Consider the following 21,691-nt stretch of genomic DNA (forward strand, 5'->3'; position numbering starts at 1 on the left):
TGGCTTGCTGTTATAGGTTGTAAATTTCTTGCTTCTCTTCTTCAGTTAATTCAAAATCGAACACTTCTAAGTTTGATTTTTGACGATCAAAGTTGTGTGATTTTGGAATGACAATGACTTCGCGGTCAATTTGGAAATTCAAGACAACTTGTGCCCAAGATTTTCCGTATTTTTCACCGATAGCATTTAGTCGTTCCCGATTAGCATCACTTACACCAGATAAAGGTGACCACGCTTCTGCGAATAACTCATGTTCGCGTCCAAATTCAATCACATCATGATTCCATTCTCCAGGATGAGATTTAATTTGGTTAACTGTCGGTTTAATCGTTGCATTATCTAATATTAATTGTAATTGATCTTTAGAGAAGTTCGATACTCCGATAGATTTTAAAATGCCAGCTTTCGCATGTTTCTCTAACACTTTCCAAGTCGCAACCATTTCTTCATCATTATCCCAAGGATGGTGAATTAAATATAAATCAATATAATCTGTTTGGAATGCCTCTAAAGAGTATTTCACAGCTTCATCAATTGTTGCTTCATCTTTCGTATACTCTGGTTTACCAGGTAATTTTGAAGTTATAAAAAATTCTTCACGAGGAACATCTGATTCTGTGATAGCTTTTCCAATTACTGCTTCATTGCGATAAGAAATAGCCGTATCGAAATGTCTGTATCCATTAGTAATTGCTGATTGTAATTCAGTTGTATCAAAATTAATGTCCGCTGAATAGTCATTATTTACTTTACCAAATGTGTTTGTACCGCTTCCGATAATTGGAATCTGCTTATTATTGTTTAATGTGATCCAGTTCATTTTACTTACACTCCCTTTAATAATATCTTTGACAAGTGTATCAGAATATCAGCTACCGTCCTACTGAAGTGCTTTCGAAGGATTTATCAAAACTTTCTTACTTTCTAATCTTTGAATATTTAATGATTTTTCATTGATTTATTGTAGTTTTATTGACTGATTTTTTACAAAGTTTTATATTTAATTGTATGAGTGTTATAATATAGTTATAAACAAGGAGGAGTTCTTTATGAAAAGTAAACGCTTACGTTATGCAATTTCTATGGCCCTCACAAGTCTTTTGGTCGCAACTCAAGTTACCCCCTTAGCCCTAGCTCAAACGGAAAGTGTTCCGCCTGAATCTGAGTCAGTTCAACAACAGCAAGAAGCAACTTATCCCGTTGGCGTTGAAGTCCGCAATATAGAAGGCACTCGTACTGAACAGGTTGGTATTAGTTTAACCGATGAAGAAGGTGATATTTATGATGGTGGTTACAATGAAAACTCTCAATGGTTAACAGGTAGTTCTTTACCAGAAGGTCAATATTATATTGAATTGACACCCCCTGAAGGAACAACGAGTCAAATTAATAACACGGCTCCACAATTTGCTGTAGCTACAGAGACACCAAATGTATACTCAATCGATGTAAATGAAGAAAACCTAGATGGCTTATCCGCTGTATACGGTGCATTCGAGCTCGTTAACGAAACGGTTAGTGAAACTTACCGCGTCGGAGCAGAAGTCCGTGGTTTAGATGGTACTCGTACAAGCGATGTTGGAATTACTGTATATGATGAAAATAGTACGGTATACGAAGGTGGATATAATGAATATGCACAATGGTTAACAACGAATGAATTACCTGAAGGGTTGTATTACATTGAATTGACAACTCCAGAAGGAACAATGAGTCAAATTAGTACAACTACAAATCAATCAGCTGTTCCAACAGAAACACCAAATCTTTATACAATTGAATTGAATGAAGAAACTTTAGGAAACTTAACTTCTGTATATGGCGCATTTGAATTAATTGAAACCGCTCCTGTTGAACAAACATTCCGATTAGGCGCTGAAGTGCGTGGATTAGATGGAAGACGTACAAGCGATGTTGGAATTACCGTTTGGGATGCCAATGAAATGTACTATGATGGAACTTACAACGAATATCTACAATGGTTAACTAATGATGAATTACCTGAAGGTGAGTACTTTATTACATTGACACCACCGGAAGGTTTCTCAACTGAACTTAACTTAAGCACTGATCAATATGCGATGGAGACGGATACCCCGAATGTTTATTCACTTTTCTTAAGTGAAGATAATTTAGGTAGTAGCTCAGCCATTTATGCTGCATTTAATTTAGTCGAAGCTCCGGCTGAAACATACCAATTAGGTGTGGAAGTGCGTGGATTAGACGGTACTAGAACCGATGAAGTAGGAATTACTGTTGCTGATGTTGATGGCGTTACATTTGAAGGTGCTTATAATGAGTATCTACAATGGCTAACAACTGAAGGATTACTTGCTGGTCAGTATACAATCACTTTAGATACTCCAGAAGATACTGTTTCAACTATCAATGATACTACGAATCAATTTGCAATCCCTGCTGATGAGACTAATGTTTATAATATCATTTTAAACGAAGAGAACTTAAGTAGTAGCTCAGCCATTTACGGCGCGTTTAACTTAGTCGAAGCTCCGGCTGAAATATACCAATTAGGTGTAGAAGTGCGTGGATTAGATGGTACTAGAACTGATGAAGTAGGAATTACTGTTGCTGATGTTGATGGCGTTACATTTGAAGGTGTTTATAATGAGTATCTACAATGGCTAACAACTGAAGGATTACTTGCTGGTCAGTATACAATCACTTTAGATACTCCAGAAGGTACTGTTTCAACTATCAATGATACTACGAATCAATTTGCAATCCCTGCTGATGAGACTAATGTTTATAATATCATTTTAAACGAAGAGAACTTAGGTAGTAGCTCAGCCATTTACGGCGCGTTTAACTTAGTCGAAGCTCCGGCTGAAACATACCAATTAGGTGTGGAAGTGCGTGGATTAGACGGTACTAGATCCGATGAAGCAGGAATTACTGTGACGGATGCTGATGGTGTTGTATTTGAAGGTGAGTATAACGAGTACTTACAATGGTTAACGAGTGAAGAATTAACTGAAGGTACTTATACAATCACTTTAGACACGCCGGCAGGTACTGTCTCTGAAATTAATGATACGACAAACCAATATGCAGTCGCTACTGATGAAGATGATGTTTATACAATAGAATTAAACGAAGATAATTTAGGTAGTAGTTCTGCAGTATATGGCGCATTTAATCTAGTTGAAGCTCCAGCTGAAACATACCAATTAGGTGTGGAAGTGCGTGGATTAGACGGTACTAGATCCGATGAAGCTGGAATTACTGTGACGGATGCTGATGGTGTTGTATTTGAAGGTGAGTATAACGAGTACTTACAATGGTTAACGAGTGAAGAATTATCTGAAGGTAATTATACAATTACTTTAGACACGCCAGAAGGTACTGTCTCTGAAATTAATGACACGACAAACCAATATGCAGTCGCTACTGATGAAGATGACGTTTATACAATTGAATTAAACGACGAAAATCTTGGTAGTAGTTCTGCGGTATACGGTGCATTTAGACTTGTCGAAGCACCAGTTCCAAACCCTGATACATTTACTTTAGGTGTGGAAGTGCGTGGATTAAACGATCAACGGACTGACGAAGTCGGAATGACTGTAACAAATAATGATGGTGACGAGTTTACTGGGTCGTATAATGAATACTTACAGTGGTTAACAGATGATGAATTGCCTGAAGGTACTTATATAATCAGTTTAGACACACCAGTAGGTACAGTCTCTGAAATCAATGATACGACAGATCAATATGCAGTCGCTACTGATGAAGACGATGTTTATACAATTGAATTAAACGACGAAAATCTTGGTAGTAGCTCAGCAATATACGGTGCAGTTAGCCTTGTCGAAGTACCAGTTCCAAACCCTGATACATTTACTTTAGGTGTGGAAGTTCGTGGATTAGACGATCGTCGTACTGATGAAGTGGGAGTTACTGTAACAAATAATGATGGTGACGAGTTTACTGGTTCATATAATGAATACTTACAATGGTTAACAGACGAAGAGTTGCCTGAAGGTACTTATATAATCACTTTAGACACACCAGCAGGTACAGTCTCTAAAATCAATGATACGACAGATCAATATGCAGTCGCTACTGATGAAGATGACGTTTATACAATTGAATTAAACGACGAAAATCTAGGTAGTAGTTCTGCAATATACGGTGCATTTAGATTGATCGAATCGGATGAAAATGGTGGTGGCGGTTCTGAGAGTTCTGATGAGTCAAGTGACGAATCAAGTGATGAATCTAGCGACGAATCTGACGGATCAGAAAGTTCTGACGAATCTAGCGATGATGAATCTGACGACGAATCAAATGGTTCAGATGAGTCAGATGATGAATCGGATGACGATGGAAACGTCATTGTAGACCAAGATGACGACATCTTACCAACAACTGGTGAAAGTAATACAATGATTATTACTGTTGTTGCTATCGGTTTACTAGCCGTTGGTGGACTTCTACTTTACCGTAGAAAACGTAGTTAATCTTGTATATAAATAACCATTAGAAAAAGAGCCTGCGGACATCATGTTCGCAGGCTCTTCTTTGTCCCCTGCAACCTTCATATAGTTGAGGCTTAAAATTTCAAAGTTTTTCGTGTAATATGGTTCCTGCGTAGATATTCTCCTTATGTTTTTGGATGGTACTTTAAATATAACGAATATCTGCGTCTTTTAGAAGACACAAAAATAGGGTTGATGACATTTCATTTTTTGTCATCAGCCCTTTTTTAGTTCAAAATTATTTAATCTCAGATGAGGTGTCTCCAATTGATTCGTCAGACTCTTTTTTCATTTTTTCTCTTTCAAAATAAACTAAACCAACGCCTATACCGATTAATATTAACACGCCTAAGACATTCCAAACGGTAAATAATGGGATATTAAACTGCATACTGATGACTAAATTAATTATAATCACAACCGGTACTAAACCAAAGGCTGCAACTGCTAAGAAACGCCATGAAGAAAGATGCATTCTTTTATAAATAAAGTATAACGCCCAAAGATAGATTAGAGAGACGAGAGTAATTGGAATAGCTACATTCACCAGTATATTATTCGCACTGATCACTAAGTTTAATAAGAATAAATATGGAATAATCAACACACTAAAAGCGATTAAACTAGACATGATTGGGGTGGTTAAACGGAAGAATAAAGGAAGTATAATTCCCCAAGCAAAAACTATTGAAACCGATGCAATACCTGACCAAGTAATCGTGTTAACACTAAGAAAATCAATGATTAAACATGCCACGATAACAAATGCTAAGACTCCGGTAATCGCGATTAACCACTCCCTTCGAGTGTGTTTAAACTGTTCACTCATATTATTATTCGCATACTCTAAGACGTTTTGAGTGACATCATGTTCTGAAGGTGCTGATTCATCGAGTGAATAACGTTCGCCACGTAATAATTCATTGACTGTGACGCCATAGAAATCTGCTACTGGCTGAACTTGGTCCATCTCTGGTAATTTACTACCATCTTCCCATTTGGCTAAATCTTCTTCACTCACATTAATTGCTTCTGCCACTTCAGTGGTCGACAATCCTTTGTCCCGACGTAATTCCAGTAAAAAATTTCCCATTCTTTCTCGTTCAAGCATTGTATATGTCTCCCTTCCTTACCTTAGTCAATAACTTCTGTATGAAAGCAACGTGTCATATGCTCTAGCATCACTTCGCCTAAATCAGTGAATGTTGCTACACCGCGGCGATGTGTCAGTGTTTTAAAGCCTTCAGCATCTGCTCCTCCAATTGTTTGGAATACACAAATATCAGTCGTAACTCCGACTACATGTACCGTATCAACATCTAAATTACGCAAGGTTTCTGCTAATTCCGTTTCAAAAAATGAATTATAATTTTGTTTAGGAAAGTAATGAACATTCTTATGTTCTTGATTCGCCTGGAACCAATCTTTTAACTCTCCATACAATTCCTGTCCCGGTGTATTTACCACATTATGCACTGGCCACAGGTCAAAGTGAGGATCATTTGGTTCGTGAGCATCCATCGCAACTACAACTTGTTTGTTAGCGCTTAAAAAATCATCCGCTAAGTTTCTGATATAAGGTACAATTTCTTGACCTGGCTTCCCTACAGTCAATCCTCCGTCATCAGCAACAAAATCATAACTCATATCTACAATTATTAAGGCCTCTTTAGTCATATTATACGGCTCCTTTGCTTTTTCTTTATTATCCCATACTCCAGGTCAAATTTAAAAGTATATATCCTTTCATACCAATAATTGTACGATATATTTTTTGTACTTAACGAAAAATTATATTTTGTATTTTCAATATTTTTTCTCACATGGTAACATAGAGTTAACTAGTAAGTTTGTTGCCATTTATAATAAATAGGAGGTTTCTATGCGACTTAAAACTCTTTATAATGACTCTCTTCCACGGATGCTGATACTTTTTACATTTTTTATTTTTGTCATGACGCCTGCGACTATTTTCGCTGAAAACAATGATGACACCGAAAATATTGACATTCGACTTTATCAGGATAGTACGACTACAGTTTATGATTTTGTCTTACCTGATTCAGAATTTATCGCACGCAATTTTAATCATACAGATCCAGACATACAAACTCAGTATGATGCTGCTGTTCAAAAGTTAAAATCGATGCATAATTTCTCTTTTGAGGATCCTCTTTTTATCTTAAACCCTTACGGTACAGTCACAAATGGTCTATATATTAATTTTAATCATCATAATGACGACGCTACAGTTAATTATACAATTACAACTGAAGGTCATAAGAATGACCACATTTTCCAAAGAACTTTAAAAAATGCGAGTGAAGATTCTGAATCGTTCGAATCACAGATTATTGGACTCGTCCCTGGTGAAGAGAATCATATTGAATTAGAATGGGTGGATAATTCGAACGAGGTGATTGATACATTATCTTTTAACATTCAGATGCCTAAAACATCTTCTTTCTATCCAAGTTACTTATCAACTCAAGATGGGGACAGCACAAGACAATTATCTGATGGACTATTCTATTTAGTAGGCACTTCACAATTTAATGGCTTTACGTATTTCTTTGATAATGAAGGCGTTCTTAGAGCTGAAATTGACACAAATTCATACCGCTTTGATAATTTATTATTCCACGAGGATTATATTATTATGGCAAATACGAGTACACAACTTATTGCCATGAATTCTTTGGGGCAAATTACACAGTACTATGATATGCCTGGCTATAACATGCATCATGATTTCATTATAGGACAAGAGGATGAAGTGTTGATACTTGCCTCTTTAAACGATAGAAAGTCGATTCGTCGAGAAGATATTATCTTATCGCTTGATTTGAATTCAGGTCAGATCAAAGAGTTACTAGATTTAAAAGATGTGTTTGGTGACTATATGCAAGTGACGGCCCCTTCATATAATCAAGATGGTGATGCCACAGATTTAGATTGGATCCACATTAATTCGATAGAAAAAGTCGACGAAGACGCTGTTCTGTTAAGTTCTCGTGAAACTTCAACAATAATTAAAGTTAGCAATCTTTATACAGATCCAAAAGTAGATTATCTCATTGGTCCAGAACCAGTTTGGACGGGAACTGACTACAGCAATTTACTATTATCACAAAAAGGAACATTCCCGCTTCACGGTGGCCAGCATTCATTGAATCTTTCTAGAACGTCAATTCAAAGTGATGGTGAATATTATGTTACATTCTTTAATAATAATTATTGGCGTTACTTAACACGTCCTGATTATATGGGTCACATTGAAGAGCACAATAGTCGCAACTTCGAGCCTAACCCTGATGAGCTTTCTTATATGTATAAATATTTAATCGATGAAAGTGAAGGAACCTTTGAACTTATTCAATCATTCCCTGTTCCTTATTCGTCAATTGTAAGTAACGTTGATCCCTTATCAAATGGGAACTATGCTATTAACAGTGGTAAAGCTAACGTGTTTAGCGAGTACGATTCAAAAGGCAACTTAATTCGTTCATATCATTATGTGAGCGAAAACTTTGCGTATAGAACATTTAAAGACAACTTTACTGACTTCTGGTTTCAATAAAATAAACGGTCTCCTTTTCAAACAGGAGACCATTTTTGTTTGCTTTTATTTAAAGTTTTTAGCTAATTCTACGAATTCCTTCAGTATTCCAACACGCATAGATGCGTCCGGATTAACCGTTTGACAAGTAGTTAAGTCTGCTTTAATCGTCATTAACATCCCAGCTTGGTTAAAAGTGAGTCCCGCTTCTTTCATTAAGAATTCAACCATATGGTCATTTGCTATTACAATGGCTTCATCAGTAGTTTTACCATAACCATATGTGTAAAAGGCTTCATCAGTTTCAACTAGTGGAACTGAATGTGGGTAATCCTTCATGACTTCAACAGTGACATGCGCTTCACCGCCTGCTTCAACGCCACAACCCCAAACTTCACCATCACCCATAGAGGCATGCATATCACCAATCGCAAGTAAGGCTCCTTCTGTATAAACTGGTAAATACACTACTGACCCTTCTGCAATCATCGTATTATCCATATTCCCACCATGAGGTCCTGGTGTCCCTGTTGTAATGCCTTCATCAGCATTAGCTGTTCCAATCACACCGATCATTTTATTTAGTGGGAATTCAACACTTTGAAATTCAAAAGTACCTTTATCTTCATGTATTGGACAAATCACTGTTTGTTCTTCCTCAATTCCCTTGCTGAACAGTTTATTTAGTCCAGGTGCTGAAACAACGACACCATAATCATTCAACTTAATCGCATTAATCGTTACTTTTAGTACATCCCCTGGCTGTGCTCCTTCAATGTATAACGGACCCGTTGCAGGGTTTACTTTATTAAAGTCAATTTCACTAATAACATCTGCTTCTGTTTTAATTGTATCTGAGAAGCAATCCTTCGTTTCGAATATCACTTGGTCTTCGCTTTTAATAGTTCCAACGGCTTGATTCTCTTTATCCATACTATAAATTACATTGTCTTTTGAAATTCTCATATTTATCCACCTTTCAAAATCATTATTATCCATATCATAGCAGACTCTAATCAAAATGACAGAAAAGACCCTGCGGTGACAGTGAATAATCATTAACCACCCTATTTTACCACTTTAAACACCTTTACTCTTGAATAATTCAATATTTTAATCAAATAATTTACTTTTTACCATTGCCTTTAAACGATTTATGGCTTAATCTTAAGTATATAAGAATATCACTAAGGAGAGAAAATCATGAGTGAATTAATCACTGTCAAACAATTAGCAGATAAGTTGGGTGTTCCTAAAAGTAAAGTATCCTACCAAAGTCGGAAACTAGATGATAGTCTCATTCTTCAACAAAATGGCACTAATTACTTAACTGAACGTGCACAGTTATTAATTACTCAAGCTATACACGACTTGATGAATCCGCCTACGGCTGAAGATGTCGAAAAAAAAGCTGCTGAAGAAGTAAATATTGATACAGAAACTGTTGAATCGAATGAATCTGAACAAACTGAACAGGCTGATCAAACTAATTCTAAGCAGTCTGAGCAAACCGACGAAACTAACCCAGAAACAGAAGAAGACGAAGAACAAGACTCTTTATCTAAAGAAACGAGTCAAGAAATGTTGGATTTACTATATGAGTGGATTGATAATCTAGACGATCAAATTGAAGTAAACCAAGAGCAATTAGAAGTGTATCATGATCAATTAAGAGCTAAAGATGAGCAAATTGATAAATTAACGCAATTATTAAATCAATCTCAACAGTTACAGTTACAACAGCAACAGCAGCAATTAAAACTTGTTGAAGACATTGAGTTTGAAAAGAGCTTGACTTGGTGGCAAAAACTTTTTGGCAAGAAATAACCCCTGTACAAAGTGTTTAAACACTTTATACAGGCACTTATATTCATTATTCTGTAAAATAAGCCCTGACTTCCAAGGAAATCAGGGCTTATTTTTTGTTATGCAATTTTATCCGACTAATTTACCATCATTCACTAACTCAGCTGCTCCTAAAACTGCTGCATCATTACCTAATGATGCAATAACTATTTCAGTCTTTCCTTTAAGTGCTGGGAAGATATAGTTATCGCAATGTCTTGCGACTAATTCACGTAGATACTCTCCCGCTTGCGCTACCCCTCCACCTAAAACAATTTTAGATGGGTTTAACATGTTCACAATATGTGAACAACCTAAGCCGAGGTACTCACCAAACTGTTCAATTACATGTTTAGCAAACACATCATGTTGTTCTGAGGCTTCAAAGATATCTTTGGCACTCAGTTCATCGCCATTATCGATACGTTGTTTGATTCCAGAGTCTCCACTATATTCTTCAGAATACTCTCGTGTTAGATTCATTAAACCAGTAGCTGAAGCTAATGCTTCTAAACAGCCAATTTTTCCACAAGTACAAGCAATACCACTATCTTTATCAATCGTCATGTGGCCAATTTCACCTGCTGCTCCTGAATTTCCGTGAACGATTTGACTATCAACAATAATACCGCCACCTACACCTGTTCCTAAAGTTACCATCACAACATCGGAAGCATTATCTCCTGATCCATGACGTTGTTCACCTAAAGCAGCAATATTAGCATCATTATCCAAGTAGAATGGTAATTTAAAGGCTTCGATAAATTGTTCTCCGACATTTTGAGTCTCCACCCAGTTTAAATTATACGCGCCTGTTACTGTTAAATCGATATGATTAACCGTTCCAGGACTTCCCATACCAATACCTAAAAAGTCTTCTGTTGTTAATTGATATAAATCCATTCTTTCTTGTATTGATTCAATCAGATTCGGAACAATTGCCTTCCCACCATTTAAAACCACTGTATTTACCGACCATTTTTGGAGTATTTCTCCATTTGTCGATACAATAGCTAATTTTGCTGATGTACCCCCTAAGTCAATTGCGATAATTTTATCTTTCGTCGTCATCATTACTCCTCCATCTTTAACTGATATATTTCACTCACTAAATAATTCTCTAGAATGATAATGCTTACTTTATTATTGTATCAAAATTTCCTTGAATAACCACTCTATAGAAAAGAATAATTACTTTTTTTTTCAAAATTAGTCTTTGCCAACTAAAATGCTCCAATGATAACTGACGCAATCACATTTAATACACCTGCAAGTAACATGACTTTTACTGGATCTACTCTCCATTTCATAAGTAAGAAAAGACAGATTCCGAAGATGATAACCGCTGTGATCTTAATCGTCTCAATGCCCATCACTTCAGTTCCCCAAAAAGATGTCACTAAAATTGAAACACCTGCCGTTGCAATCATAGCGACGACTGCGGGACGAAGTGCTCTAAGCACATATTGTAAAACATCCATCTGACGGTATTTCATATATAAAAAAGCCAAAATCGTCACCAATATAACTGAGGGAAAAACTGAACCAAGTGTCGCAGCAACTGCCCCAAAGACACCCGCAATTTGAGTTCCCACAAAGGTAGCTGAGTTAATCGCAATCGGTCCCGGCGTCATCTGAGAAATGGTAATTAAATCTGTGAATTCTTGTAAAGTCAGCCATTGATGTGAGTCAACAATTTCTGCTTGAATTAAAGGTAAAGCCGCGTATCCTCCTCCAAAACTGAAAGCACCCACTTTTAAAAAGCTGACAAATAATTGCCAATAAATCATTGAGTCATACCTCCTTTATTGCGGTTAAAGAAAAATTGAATTAATCCAATACTAGCTGCCACTAGAATAATTAACATCACATTGACATTGAAAATATAATTAGCAATAAAGGCGATAAACATCGTTGCAATAAGGAGTGGACTTTTTGCGTTGGTCACTTGTTGCCCCATTCCAATCACCACAGCTGTGATTACGGCACCAACACCCGCTTGCATCCCCTCAAGCATTAAAGCGATGAAAGTATTTTCCCGGAAAGCATCATAAAATAATGCAATGAGAGATATAATCGCGAATGGAGGAATGATCGTTGCGATTACAGCGGTTAATACTCCAAGCATCCCAGCTAATTTATAACCAACAACGATGGCTCCATTCACGGCAATCGCACCTGGAGCTGATTGTGCAATCGCGACTAAATCTAACATCTCATCTTCATCGATCCAGCCATAATCATCTACAAACCTTTTTTTCATTAGAGTGATAATGACATAGCCACCCCCAAAGGTAAAGCCACTTAACATTAAGGTTGATAAGAATAATTGCTTTAATATTTGCCCTTTTGGTTGATTTTCATTTATCTTCATATAATTCTCCTTCAATCATCTTTGTAGTTATCATATTAGCTTAAACAGAATAAAATGTGAATTAAATGATTTTAGACAACAAAAAGCTAAAGTGAATATATCACTCTAGCTTTAGTTTATTCTTAGTATGCTGGGTTGAATGAAACGTGAACATGGTCATAATGGTTGGCAGTGATACTTCCACGGTCTTCCATCGCTGTCCATTGTTGGTTCCAATCTCCATAAATTTGTTGTTCCCAAATAACGTATGAGATATCATTTTCTGCCATACTATTGATTGAGTAATTAGCAATGTCATCTCCCACTTGAGATCCAACAGGTACCATAAAGTCAACGGCTAATCCTGCACCGTGATCTTGTGCGTCACCTGGACGGTAAAGGCTGAATGAATCAGTACCATAGATTGCTGCAACTTCTTCTTTATAAGTTGCTACATGTGGTTGTAAGCCAGCGTTTTCAGGGTTAGCTGCCGGGTCTGTTGCTGGTTCTTCATAAACAGGCTCCTCGTAAACAGGCTCTTCATAGACTGGTTCTTCAGGTTCTTCGTATACTGGTTCGTCAACTACTGGTGTTTCTTCTTCTACTGGTTCCCAAGCTTGACTGTTTTCGTCAACAGTTAAATCAGTTTCGTAAGTTGGCTCTTCATAAACAGGTGCCTCAACTGGGACTTCCTCTACAGGAGCCGCTTCGATAGGCGTTTCCTCAATTGGAGCTTCTTCTACTGGTACTTCTTCTACTGGTACTTCTCCGTAAACAGGTTCTTCGTAAACAGGTTCTTCGTAAACAGGTGCCGTTTCAGCTGGAACTTCTGTCGCTGGTGCTTCTGTATAAGCGGCCGCTTCGACAACTGGAGCTTCTTCAACAACTTCTGTTTCAACAGGTGCTTCTTCAACCAGCGCTTCTACCGCTGGCTCTTCTTCTACCCATGCTGGAACTTCTTCAATAATTGTATTTGATGGTGCAGCACCACCTGCTGATGATTCCGTTTCTGTTTCTGAAACTGTTTCTTCAGGAACAATAACTTCTTCAACAACTTCTGTTTCTGTTTCAGCTTCAGGCATTGCTTCTGGAGCAACTTCTTCTACTTCTGGAATATCTGATAAGTTGACTGGAATACTTACTTCTAAAGTATCTCCATTTGGTGCATCAACTGTTAAGTTGCTTGCGCGGTCATTCGCATCATATTGAGCTGTTAAAACTGTCTCAGGGAAGATTAAGTCAACATCTTCAATATTATTAATTTCTGCTAAATAACGTGATTCAATATTCATCGCTTCAGAAATGACACTCAATGTATCTCCGTATTTTACTGTATAAGATAATTCATTTTCTTCAGTCACAACGATTTCTTCAAGCACTTCTTCTAACTGGCGAGCTTGCCATGTAATATCTGAATCAATCGCCATTGCGATTGGGCCATGTGACATCAATGCTAAGATTGATGATCCAAGCCATAATTTCTTTTTAAAGTTCATATATAAGTTCACCTTTTTTTAATTTATTTTTTTGACATGAACTACTTTAGCATAGTCAATTCTGGAAGCCAATGACATTTCAGCCATTTAAATGAACTGTATTTTGTCTGTAACATAACATTTGCGTGTACATTTGATTGTAACAATTGACCCTATTCTAATAGCTTTTTGTTTGCATACGTTTGCAACCAACCTTACACTGTTGTACAATACTCCATAGATTACAACATTAAAAATACGGGGAGCTTTTGAAAGTAGAGCTGAGAGGAATGTAATATTCGACCCGCTGAACCTGGCTGCTTGCAGTGTAGGGATCATAATTTGCCTTAAAAGCGATTGGCGGAGATGACCTATACTGGATATCTCTGCCTTTTTGTCTATTTAAATAAATTTAGAGGAGTGAGAATTTGAAAACATTAAAAACACAAAAACTTGTCTTAGCTGGTATCCTATCTGGACTAGCCGTCATTGGAAGCTTAATTTCTTTCCCAATTCTAGGCTCGCGAGCGTCACCGATTCAACATATTATTAATATGATTTGCGCAGTGCTTTTAGGACCTAGTTATGGCGTTGCTGTCGCTTTTATTGCTAGTCTATTACGAAATTTATTCGGTTTAGGTACGATTATGGCCTTTCCCGGAAGCATGATTGGTGCCTTTTTATGTGGCATCATCTTTAGCAAAACAAAGAATCTTTTTCTCACTAGCCTGGGTGAAATAGTTGGAACCGGAATTCTAGGTGGGCTTGTCGCATGGCCACTCGCGATTTTATTTTTAGGAGAAAGTGTTGGAACGCTAGCCTTTTACGCTTACGTAATTCCTTTTCTTATTTCCACGATTACTGGAACAATCATTGCCGTTGGAATTATTAACATACTTAAACGAAATAATCGCCTCACCTGGCTAGAAAGAAGTGACCGATCAAATGATAGAGATTAATCATTTATGGGGAAAAGTTCGAGAAGCCCATCCACTTGTGCATACGATTAGTAATCTAGTTAGTGCCAATGACTGTGCTAACTTACTCCTTGCTGTGGGGGCAAGCCCAATCATGGCGAGCGCCATCCAAGAGATGGAAGATATTACCCGAATTAGTCAAGCAACAGTTTTAAACTTAGGCACACCCAATGATTCAAAATACGCTACTTGTACCAAAGCCGGCGTATATGCAAATAAATATGCCCATCCTGTGATTGTCGATCCCGTCGGCATTGGGGCGAGCCTTTATCGAAAAGAAAAAGTCACACAACTTTTAAAAGAAGTTCAACCAACCATTATTAGAGCCAATGTTGGAGAAGTCCAAAGTTTGTTAGGGTCTAAAAGCCAAGCACGAGGCGTTGATAGTTTCGCTCAATCCCATTCTGATGATGGACAATCAGATGCCGTCGTCTTAGCCCAACAGTTGGATTGTGTTGTCTTGATGACTGGAAAAGATGACTTTGTTACCAACGGTACTCACTCTTACTTAATCGAAGGAGGTAGCTCAATTCTCACCAAAGTTACCGGAACAGGTGATATGCTTTCTGTCCTATGTGGCGCTCTATCCGATGTGACTGACCCGCTAACAGCTGCGCTTAGCGCTTCCTATAGTTGGAAAGTCATAGGTAAACTGGTTAAAGAAAGTTCCGCAGGTTTGGGTCAAGCACACAGACAACTCTTCGATTATGCTAGTCAAATTGAACAAATTACCAAAATTCAACATACCGTGACGATTCACGAATCAGGAGGCCGTAAACATGTCAATTAAACCTGAACAACTCACCTTATATGCCATTACAGACCGCACTTGGTTAAATGGGGCTACCTTAGAAGACCATGTCAAAGAAGCTCTCGAGGGGGGCGCAACGATTTTACAGCTTCGAGAAAAGACTCTTTCTGAAGCAGAGTTTCTTGAACAAGCTAAACGATTAAAACCTTTATGTCAGTCTTACAATGTCCCATTAATTATCAATGATCGCGTGGATATTGCCCTTGAAGCTGATGCTGATGGCGTTCACGTAGGTCAAAACGATATGCAAGCCAGTCAAGTCCGCGAAAAATTAGGCCCAAATAAGTTACTCGGTGTATCTTGCCGAACGGTTGAACATGCTTTAGCCGCTCAAGAGCATGGTGCTGATTACATCGGCGTTGGAGCTATGTTTCCCACTCAAACAAAGACTGATACTGAGCCCGTTTCAATTGAAACACTTAAAGCCATTTGTCAATCAGTAAACATTCCCGTTGTTGCTATTGGTGGCGTTACATTATCGAATGTTTCTCAGTTACAAGATACTGATATTGCAGGTATTGTCGCCATCAGTGCGATTTTTGCTCAAGATGATATTCAAGAAGCGGCACACAATTTAAAAGAAGCAGTTTCAAACTTACTTTAAGGAGGTAACATGTATGAAAACTGTATTAACCATTGCCGGAAGCGATTCGAGTGGAGGCGCTGGCATTCAAGCAGACTTAAAGACGATGATTAGTCATGGGGTTTATGGCATGAGTGCGATTACTGCTTTAACTGCTCAAAATACTTTAGGTGTCACTGATGTCTTAGAATCAACGCCCGAATTTTTAGCTGCCCAGCTTGATGCTGTGTTCACAGATATTTACCCCGATGCGGTTAAAATTGGAATGGTCTCAAGTGCGCCGTTAATTAAAGTCATTGCGGATAAATTAAATGAGTACGACGTGCCTTTAGTCGTAGTAGATCCTGTCATGGTGGCAACCAGTGGTTCTACTTTGATGGAATCCGACGCTACCGAGACGTTGAAACAAGAATTACTCCCTATCGCGACTGTTCTCACACCAAATATCGCGGAAGCTGAAGCATTATCTGGCCTTAAAATTAAAACCCATGACGACATGGTCGCAGCTGCAAAACATATTGGCGATACTTATCATTGTGCTGTCCTTTGTAAAGGTGGACACCGTCAAACGGATGCCAATGATGTTCTATATCATGAAGGAAAGGTTCATTGGTTCGAGAGCGAACGCGTGGATAATCCAAATGCCCATGGAACAGGTTGTACTCTAGCAAGTGCTATCGCCTCTAACTTAGCGAAAGATTTTGATTTAATTACTTCTATTGAACGCTCAAAAGCCTATTTAACGGATGCATTAAGAGCAGGACTTGATTTAGGTAAAGGGTCTGGGCCTTTAGACCACGGCTTTGATATCCATTCTAAATACAGTGAGATGAATAATCATGACCATATATAAGATGAAATTAAACTCAGAACCTTTTGATATGATTAAACAGGGACAAAAAACGATTGAACTCCGTCTAAATGATGAAAAGCGTCGCTAAGTTCAAGTTGGTGCTCAAGTTGTATTTGAGCACTCAAATGATTTAACACAAACAATTCAGGAGGATGTAATTGCTTTACATCCGTTCCCTTCTTTCGTGGAACTATATCAGGCTCTTCCTTTACTAAAATGTGGCTATACTTCTAATAATGTGGAGGCTGCTTCTCCAGAAGATATGGAAGCTCATTATTCATTAGAGCAACAAGCGCACTATGGTGTTCTTGGGATTGAAATTAGTTTGCCTGATCATTTTTCTTAACCTTGCTCAGCTTCTATATATTTTCTGTTATAATATCTAAACAAAGGAGTTGTTTGCTTTTCCATGTTAACGATCATTATTTTAATTTTAATCGCCCTCTTGGGCTACACCCTTTTTCATCAATTCAATGCTTTTCGCCAGATACAAATTCGCGAGAATCATCAGCGATTATTTTATGCAACGCCTGTGATTATTGCGATTGTATTTCTAGAGGTTGGATTCGAATTTGGTGAGACTTTTATTCAATACGGCTTATTTATTTTAATCGCTATTAATTTTGTTGCGATTCCTTTTACGTCAGGCCTTTCAAAAGATTTTATCTATTATAAGTCTAATAAAAGAGGCATCGCCGGTTTGATTCCTAAAAGTAAAGCTTTAACCGACGTTATCGGGAGTCAGATTGAAAAAGAGGATGATTATTTTACTGTTGATTTGTCTTTTGAAAAGGAGATTATCAGTTTACGTTTTTCAATTGAACAATTTGACGCTGTACATCAAATAATTTCACGTACATAAAAAGCCAGGCACTCGCCTGGCTTCTTTTATGAGAATAAATTTGAGAGTAAACCTAAGAAATTGTGCACCCCGGCCATAAATAAAAACATCGTGACCGGTTTAAATATCAATTGGATGATGACCATTCGCTTGTAAGTCAAATCACTTAAGCCACTGATCATGATGAATAACTCATCCGGCAATCCTGGTACTACAAGCACCACCGCAAGTATCCACTCAATGTAATAACCTCTATCTAAATAACTCAAACCTTTTTCAACTAATTTTTCATCTAAAAAAGCATATAAAATTGGCTGCCCGAAGCGTTTCGCCAACCAAAATAATATCAATGACCCGAGAAAATTCGCTGAAAACGCCAAAATAAAGCCCAGTAGTGGCCCAAATGCGGCATAAGCAATCACACTCCCGAGCCCGCCGGGAACGATTGGATACACGGTATTGATGATAGATAGAAGGAAAAAGACAATCGGTGCGAATGCCCCAGTTCTCTCGAGTCTTTCTTGAAGAATTTCTGGATGATTAAATAAATCAATTTTGAAAAAATAGGCAAATATGATGAACGTAATCACCGCTCCGACAATGGCTCCCCACTTTAACACTTGCTTATTTCTTTTGAAAAACATAATATCTTTTGACAGTGGTGCCATATCCATAAAACCTACCCTCTCTGATTGAAACAAATCGTCTTTTATTAACTTTACAGTATTATATTTATAGCTAAACTTCATAGGGCTAAAGGACCAAATTTTATCATCCGCCCAATAAAAAAAGAGAGTCACGCTCTCTTTTCGCTATAATAAACATATCATAAATCATCAGATATTTTTAGGGTGAATTCGGAAAAAAATGGCCAGCCGGGTATGGATGGCGGGAGGTTGGGTTTTCGTTTCTACAATCTATAAAACTGCTTCACATTTCCTACTTTCAACAAATCCTCAACAGTCTGCGTCTTCGAGTACATCGTTAAAGCGTGGATGACATAAGCAGCGGCTCGCGCATCTTCTAGAGCATTATGATGATTAAATTCAAATTTTATTTGCTGGCATAATGATTTCAAACTAAAACTTGAGAGCTTTCCGCGCCATAAATTACGGGCCAGCTGACAAGAGTCAAAATAATTCATACCTAACTCTGGGAGACTGAATTTTTCATTGGCTGATCGAATCACACCTCGGTCAAATTGAGTATGACTCACAACTGGTGCTTCTCCTACAAATTCTTGAAATCGCCCAATCACTTCATCATATGCTGGTTTTCCTTGAACTTGTTCGGGTGTTATTCCGTGAATACGAATATTGTTCGGTGCAAAAGAAGTCAGTGGATCAATTAATTCGTAAAAATGCTTAACCATAATTCCGTCGACAACTTTTACTGCCCCAAGTGAACAAGCTGACCAGCGCTGACCGTTGGCTGTTTCAAAGTCAAATGCAACATATTCCATTGAATAACCCCTTCCTTATAATCTTAATCTCCATATCAGTATATACACTTCTTACCTCTCGTCAAGTCACAGTTTTTAAAATATTCCACTTGCTTATACGAACGTTTGTTCGTATAATGGACTCAAGGTTTTATCAAAAGGAGGATTATAATGGGAAACATTCAGTATGATAAAGAGCCTAAATCTGACATAGCTTTCATTGATATGAAATCCTTTTATGCCAGCGTTGAGTGCGTGGAACGTGGCCTCCACCCCCTCTATACTTCTTTATGTGTGATGAGTCGAGCCGATAATGCAAACGGTTTGATTCTCGCCTCTTCACCAACGTTTAAGAAAGTTTTCGGTAAGGAGAATGTGGGGAGAAGCTATGATTTACCCTTTAATATTCAGACTCGGCGATTCAATTACTATGTTGCCAAACGTCAAAATTTACCCACAAATCGAGAATATGTTCGCTTTATTGAGAGTTGGGCACGAAAAACACTCATCGTTCCTCCAAGAATGAGCTTATATATTGAGAAAAATATGATTATTCATGACATTCTTCAAAATTATGCCCCTAAGGAGGAAATTCTGCCCTACTCTATTGATGAAAGTTTCATTGATCTAACACGTTCGCTAGATTATTTTACTAAGCAAAAAAATATCTCTCGCCGTGCTAAACTCGATGGGATTTCTGAACAGATTCAACGAGAAATCTGGAAAGCAACCGGTGTTTTTTCAACAGTCGGTATGAGTAATGCGAACCCACTTCTTGCTAAATTAGCACTAGATAATGAAGCAAAATATACACCAAACATGCGTGCTAATTGGTCTTATGAAGATGTTGAAACGAAAGTCTGGAACATTAAAAAACTCACTGACTTTTGGGGAATCGGACGGCGAACAGCCATTCGTCTTGAACGAATGAAAATTTACTCTATTAGAGATTTAGCTAACAGTAACCCTGAACTACTCAAACAAGAGTTTGGCGTTATTGGTCTGCAACTCTGGTTTCATGCTAATGGAGTGGATGAAAGTGATGTGCGTTACCCTTATAAAGCCAAATCCACAGGTTTAGGTAACTCGCAAGTTCTGCACAAGGATTACTATAAGCAATCCGACATCGAACTCGTCTTAAGCGAAATGGCTGAGCAAGTAGCTATCCGTTTGCGTAAAGCTCATAAAAAGACAACCAGTGTGGCAATATCTATTGGCTTCTCTCACACTGCTGAACGATCATCCATTCATGTTCAAAGAAAAGTCGACCCCACTCAAAATACAAAAGTGCTCATCGGTCATGTCATCAGTCTTTTTCGTTCAAAATATAATGGCGGTGCCGTTCGAAATATCGCTGTTCGCTATAATAATTTTGTTGATGAGAAATATGCTTTTATATCTTTATTTGATAATTTTGAACAAGTTGAGAAAGAAGAAACCCTTGAAAAAACAATTGATGATGTTCGTGAACGATTTGGCTTCTTGTCCGTGCAACGTGCAACTGTACTTAAAGAAAACTCCAGAAGTAAAGCGCGTAGTCAACTTATCGGTGGCCATGCGGCAGGTGGCGCTGGTGGCTTGGATGGGTTAGCATGACAGTTGATCGAAGCTATCTTCCTTACCGTTCTGCTCGGAATTACCAAGACCGGAAGATGGCTAAATGGATGGGCTTTTTCCTATCAGAACACACCACCGCGCTCACAACTGAAGCCGAGACGATTGATTTTAGCCAATCGCTCCCTTTAGGAGAGAAACTTCTCTTACTCAACCAATTATACTTGCAAAAGCTATCTGGTATTTTTCAAATCATACAGGACGAAAAGTCTAAAGAAATACGCGGGAAAATCGATTCCGTACAAGCAGATCAAGTTGGTATACAAAGTGAGAATGCCCACTACTTTATATCTATTAAACACATCATATCAATCAAATTAGAGGAGGAATTGGACGATGGATTCTAGAAACATACAGAATAGTAGTGTTCAATTCGATTATTTTAGTGAGAATTTTATGCGATTTGAACAAGATTTTAATGCTTATTCAAATTTGGTCGTCCCTTTAACATTTATGGTCGATGACATTCTTTTTACTATGAATGAGTCACAAACCAATTACTTTAAGCTCCCCGCAATGAAAGCAAAAGATAATAAAAATCATTACTTTATCTTCAGAGTGAAAATGCAAGAAAGCAATTCGCAAGTCCGCATTTATGAATATATTCGACACACCTCATCCTTTTAAATGTCACTTTAATGTAGCTCATCTTCTCATAAAAAATATAAGCGACAAAGTATCTTATTATCTTGATACTTTGTCGCTTTTGTTGTGCTTTTCGGGGGTTGGGTCGGGAAGCTGCGGTGATTTGCCAGCTCAAGTGGGCGAGCTGGCGAAGTTGGCCTGGATTCGCTAGCTCAGATGCGCGAACTGGCGAAGTTGTCTTGGATTCGCCAG

At 37.8% G+C, this 21,691-nt stretch carries 22 protein-coding genes and 1 riboswitch; of the genes, 12 read left to right on the forward strand and 10 right to left on the reverse strand.

The genetic code is table 11. From position 1 onward, the window contains the following. Positions 1 to 10: 10 nt before the first annotated feature. On the reverse strand, positions 11 to 820 hold the full coding sequence (locus tag ACEN3Z_RS03425) for an aldo/keto reductase family protein (protein ID WP_407089629.1): 810 nt from the start codon (positions 818 to 820) through the stop codon (positions 11 to 13). A 229-nt stretch (positions 821 to 1,049) separates the two neighbouring features. Between ACEN3Z_RS03425 and ACEN3Z_RS03430 the strand changes: the two genes are divergently transcribed. Next, positions 1,050 to 4,484, forward strand: a complete 3,435-nt coding sequence (locus ACEN3Z_RS03430) for an LPXTG cell wall anchor domain-containing protein (protein WP_407089630.1) — start codon at positions 1,050 to 1,052, stop codon at positions 4,482 to 4,484. A gap of 256 nt (positions 4,485 to 4,740) precedes the next feature. Here the strand turns inward: ACEN3Z_RS03430 and ACEN3Z_RS03435 are convergent, their stop codons facing one another. Both ACEN3Z_RS03435 and ACEN3Z_RS03440 read right to left on the reverse strand, forming a co-directional pair. Beyond that, a complete protein-coding gene (locus tag ACEN3Z_RS03435) occupies positions 4,741 to 5,613 on the reverse strand; it encodes a helix-turn-helix domain-containing protein (RefSeq protein ID WP_407089631.1) in 873 nt (290 codons plus the stop codon). Between the two features lie 23 nt (positions 5,614 to 5,636). Continuing rightward, positions 5,637 to 6,179 (reverse strand): cysteine hydrolase family protein, encoded by a 543-nt coding sequence (locus ACEN3Z_RS03440; RefSeq protein ID WP_218930996.1) that lies wholly within the window; start codon positions 6,177 to 6,179, stop codon positions 5,637 to 5,639. A gap of 205 nt (positions 6,180 to 6,384) precedes the next feature. Here ACEN3Z_RS03440 and ACEN3Z_RS03445 point away from each other — a divergent pair, with 205 nt between their 5' ends. Beyond that, a complete protein-coding gene (locus tag ACEN3Z_RS03445) occupies positions 6,385 to 8,082 on the forward strand; it encodes an aryl-sulfate sulfotransferase (protein WP_407089632.1) in 1,698 nt (565 codons plus the stop codon). Positions 8,083 to 8,127: 45 nt separating this feature from the next. Here the strand turns inward: ACEN3Z_RS03445 and ACEN3Z_RS03450 are convergent, their stop codons facing one another. After that, a complete protein-coding gene (locus tag ACEN3Z_RS03450) occupies positions 8,128 to 9,027 on the reverse strand; it encodes an acetamidase/formamidase family protein (protein ID WP_407089633.1) in 900 nt (299 codons plus the stop codon). Positions 9,028 to 9,264: 237 nt separating this feature from the next. Here ACEN3Z_RS03450 and ACEN3Z_RS03455 point away from each other — a divergent pair, with 237 nt between their 5' ends. Further along, positions 9,265 to 9,888, forward strand: coding sequence for a hypothetical protein (locus ACEN3Z_RS03455; RefSeq protein WP_407089634.1), 624 nt, complete (start codon positions 9,265 to 9,267; stop codon positions 9,886 to 9,888). Positions 9,889 to 9,996: 108 nt separating this feature from the next. Here ACEN3Z_RS03455 and ACEN3Z_RS03460 read toward each other — a convergent pair whose 3' ends face one another. The 4 genes from ACEN3Z_RS03460 to ACEN3Z_RS03475 all read right to left on the reverse strand — a co-directional run bounded on the left by ACEN3Z_RS03460 (position 9,997) and on the right by ACEN3Z_RS03475 (position 13,755). After that, positions 9,997 to 10,980: an ROK family glucokinase gene (locus ACEN3Z_RS03460; RefSeq protein ID WP_407089635.1), complete on the reverse strand. Its 984-nt coding sequence runs from the start codon at positions 10,978 to 10,980 to the stop codon at positions 9,997 to 9,999. A gap of 149 nt (positions 10,981 to 11,129) precedes the next feature. Then, positions 11,130 to 11,696 (reverse strand): chromate transporter, encoded by a 567-nt coding sequence (locus ACEN3Z_RS03465; protein WP_338490283.1) that lies wholly within the window; start codon positions 11,694 to 11,696, stop codon positions 11,130 to 11,132. Further along, the gene (locus tag ACEN3Z_RS03470; protein ID WP_407089636.1) at positions 11,693 to 12,280 is read right to left on the reverse strand and encodes a chromate transporter; all 588 of its coding nucleotides are present in this window, start codon (positions 12,278 to 12,280) and stop codon (positions 11,693 to 11,695) included. The genes ACEN3Z_RS03465 and ACEN3Z_RS03470 overlap by 4 nt, the downstream gene beginning before the upstream one ends. A gap of 122 nt (positions 12,281 to 12,402) precedes the next feature. Next, positions 12,403 to 13,755: a LysM peptidoglycan-binding domain-containing protein gene (locus tag ACEN3Z_RS03475; RefSeq protein WP_407089638.1), complete on the reverse strand. Its 1,353-nt coding sequence runs from the start codon at positions 13,753 to 13,755 to the stop codon at positions 12,403 to 12,405. 228 nt (positions 13,756 to 13,983) lie between these two features. Then, positions 13,984 to 14,086: riboswitch (TPP riboswitch) on the forward strand. A gap of 76 nt (positions 14,087 to 14,162) precedes the next feature. On the opposite strand from ACEN3Z_RS03475, the gene thiW reads away from it, so the two are divergent. The 6 genes from thiW to ACEN3Z_RS03505 all read left to right on the forward strand — a co-directional run bounded on the left by thiW (position 14,163) and on the right by ACEN3Z_RS03505 (position 17,820). Then, on the forward strand, positions 14,163 to 14,693 hold the full coding sequence (gene thiW / locus ACEN3Z_RS03480) for an energy coupling factor transporter S component ThiW (protein WP_407089639.1): 531 nt from the start codon (positions 14,163 to 14,165) through the stop codon (positions 14,691 to 14,693). Beyond that, positions 14,680 to 15,501: a hydroxyethylthiazole kinase gene (gene thiM, locus ACEN3Z_RS03485; RefSeq protein ID WP_407089640.1), complete on the forward strand. Its 822-nt coding sequence runs from the start codon at positions 14,680 to 14,682 to the stop codon at positions 15,499 to 15,501. The genes thiW and thiM overlap by 14 nt, the downstream gene beginning before the upstream one ends. Continuing rightward, positions 15,491 to 16,126: a thiamine phosphate synthase gene (gene thiE / locus ACEN3Z_RS03490; RefSeq protein WP_407089641.1), complete on the forward strand. Its 636-nt coding sequence runs from the start codon at positions 15,491 to 15,493 to the stop codon at positions 16,124 to 16,126. Before thiM ends, thiE begins: the two co-directional genes overlap by 11 nt. A gap of 13 nt (positions 16,127 to 16,139) precedes the next feature. Then, entirely contained in the window at positions 16,140 to 16,958 is an 819-nt protein-coding gene (gene thiD, locus ACEN3Z_RS03495; protein WP_407089642.1) for a bifunctional hydroxymethylpyrimidine kinase/phosphomethylpyrimidine kinase, read from the forward strand. 184 nt (positions 16,959 to 17,142) lie between these two features. Then, on the forward strand, positions 17,143 to 17,304 hold the full coding sequence (locus ACEN3Z_RS03500) for a hypothetical protein (protein ID WP_407089643.1): 162 nt from the start codon (positions 17,143 to 17,145) through the stop codon (positions 17,302 to 17,304). Between the two features lie 63 nt (positions 17,305 to 17,367). Beyond that, on the forward strand, positions 17,368 to 17,820 hold the full coding sequence (locus tag ACEN3Z_RS03505) for a hypothetical protein (protein WP_407089644.1): 453 nt from the start codon (positions 17,368 to 17,370) through the stop codon (positions 17,818 to 17,820). 26 nt (positions 17,821 to 17,846) lie between these two features. Here ACEN3Z_RS03505 and ACEN3Z_RS03510 read toward each other — a convergent pair whose 3' ends face one another. Beyond that, the gene (locus ACEN3Z_RS03510; RefSeq protein ID WP_407089645.1) at positions 17,847 to 18,473 is read right to left on the reverse strand and encodes a TVP38/TMEM64 family protein; all 627 of its coding nucleotides are present in this window, start codon (positions 18,471 to 18,473) and stop codon (positions 17,847 to 17,849) included. Positions 18,474 to 18,709: 236 nt separating this feature from the next. Beyond that, a complete protein-coding gene (locus ACEN3Z_RS03515; protein WP_407089646.1) occupies positions 18,710 to 19,261 on the reverse strand; it encodes a 3'-5' exonuclease in 552 nt (183 codons plus the stop codon). A 150-nt stretch (positions 19,262 to 19,411) separates the two neighbouring features. Between ACEN3Z_RS03515 and ACEN3Z_RS03520 the strand changes: the two genes are divergently transcribed. The 3 genes from ACEN3Z_RS03520 to ACEN3Z_RS03530 are packed head-to-tail and all read left to right on the forward strand — an operon-like array spanning position 19,412 to position 21,481. Beyond that, complete coding sequence (locus ACEN3Z_RS03520; RefSeq protein ID WP_407089647.1) at positions 19,412 to 20,836, forward strand: Y-family DNA polymerase; 1,425 nt, start codon at positions 19,412 to 19,414, stop codon at positions 20,834 to 20,836. Next, positions 20,833 to 21,201, forward strand: a complete 369-nt coding sequence (locus tag ACEN3Z_RS03525) for a DUF2642 domain-containing protein (RefSeq protein WP_407089648.1) — start codon at positions 20,833 to 20,835, stop codon at positions 21,199 to 21,201. The genes ACEN3Z_RS03520 and ACEN3Z_RS03525 overlap by 4 nt, the downstream gene beginning before the upstream one ends. After that, entirely contained in the window at positions 21,191 to 21,481 is a 291-nt protein-coding gene (locus tag ACEN3Z_RS03530; protein ID WP_138404755.1) for a DUF5960 family protein, read from the forward strand. Before ACEN3Z_RS03525 ends, ACEN3Z_RS03530 begins: the two co-directional genes overlap by 11 nt. Positions 21,482 to 21,691: the final 210 nt, after the last annotated feature.

This window comes from Ruoffia sp. FAM 26254 (assembly GCF_045528545.1).
Taxonomy (GTDB): domain Bacteria; phylum Bacillota; class Bacilli; order Lactobacillales; family Aerococcaceae; genus Ruoffia; species Ruoffia halotolerans.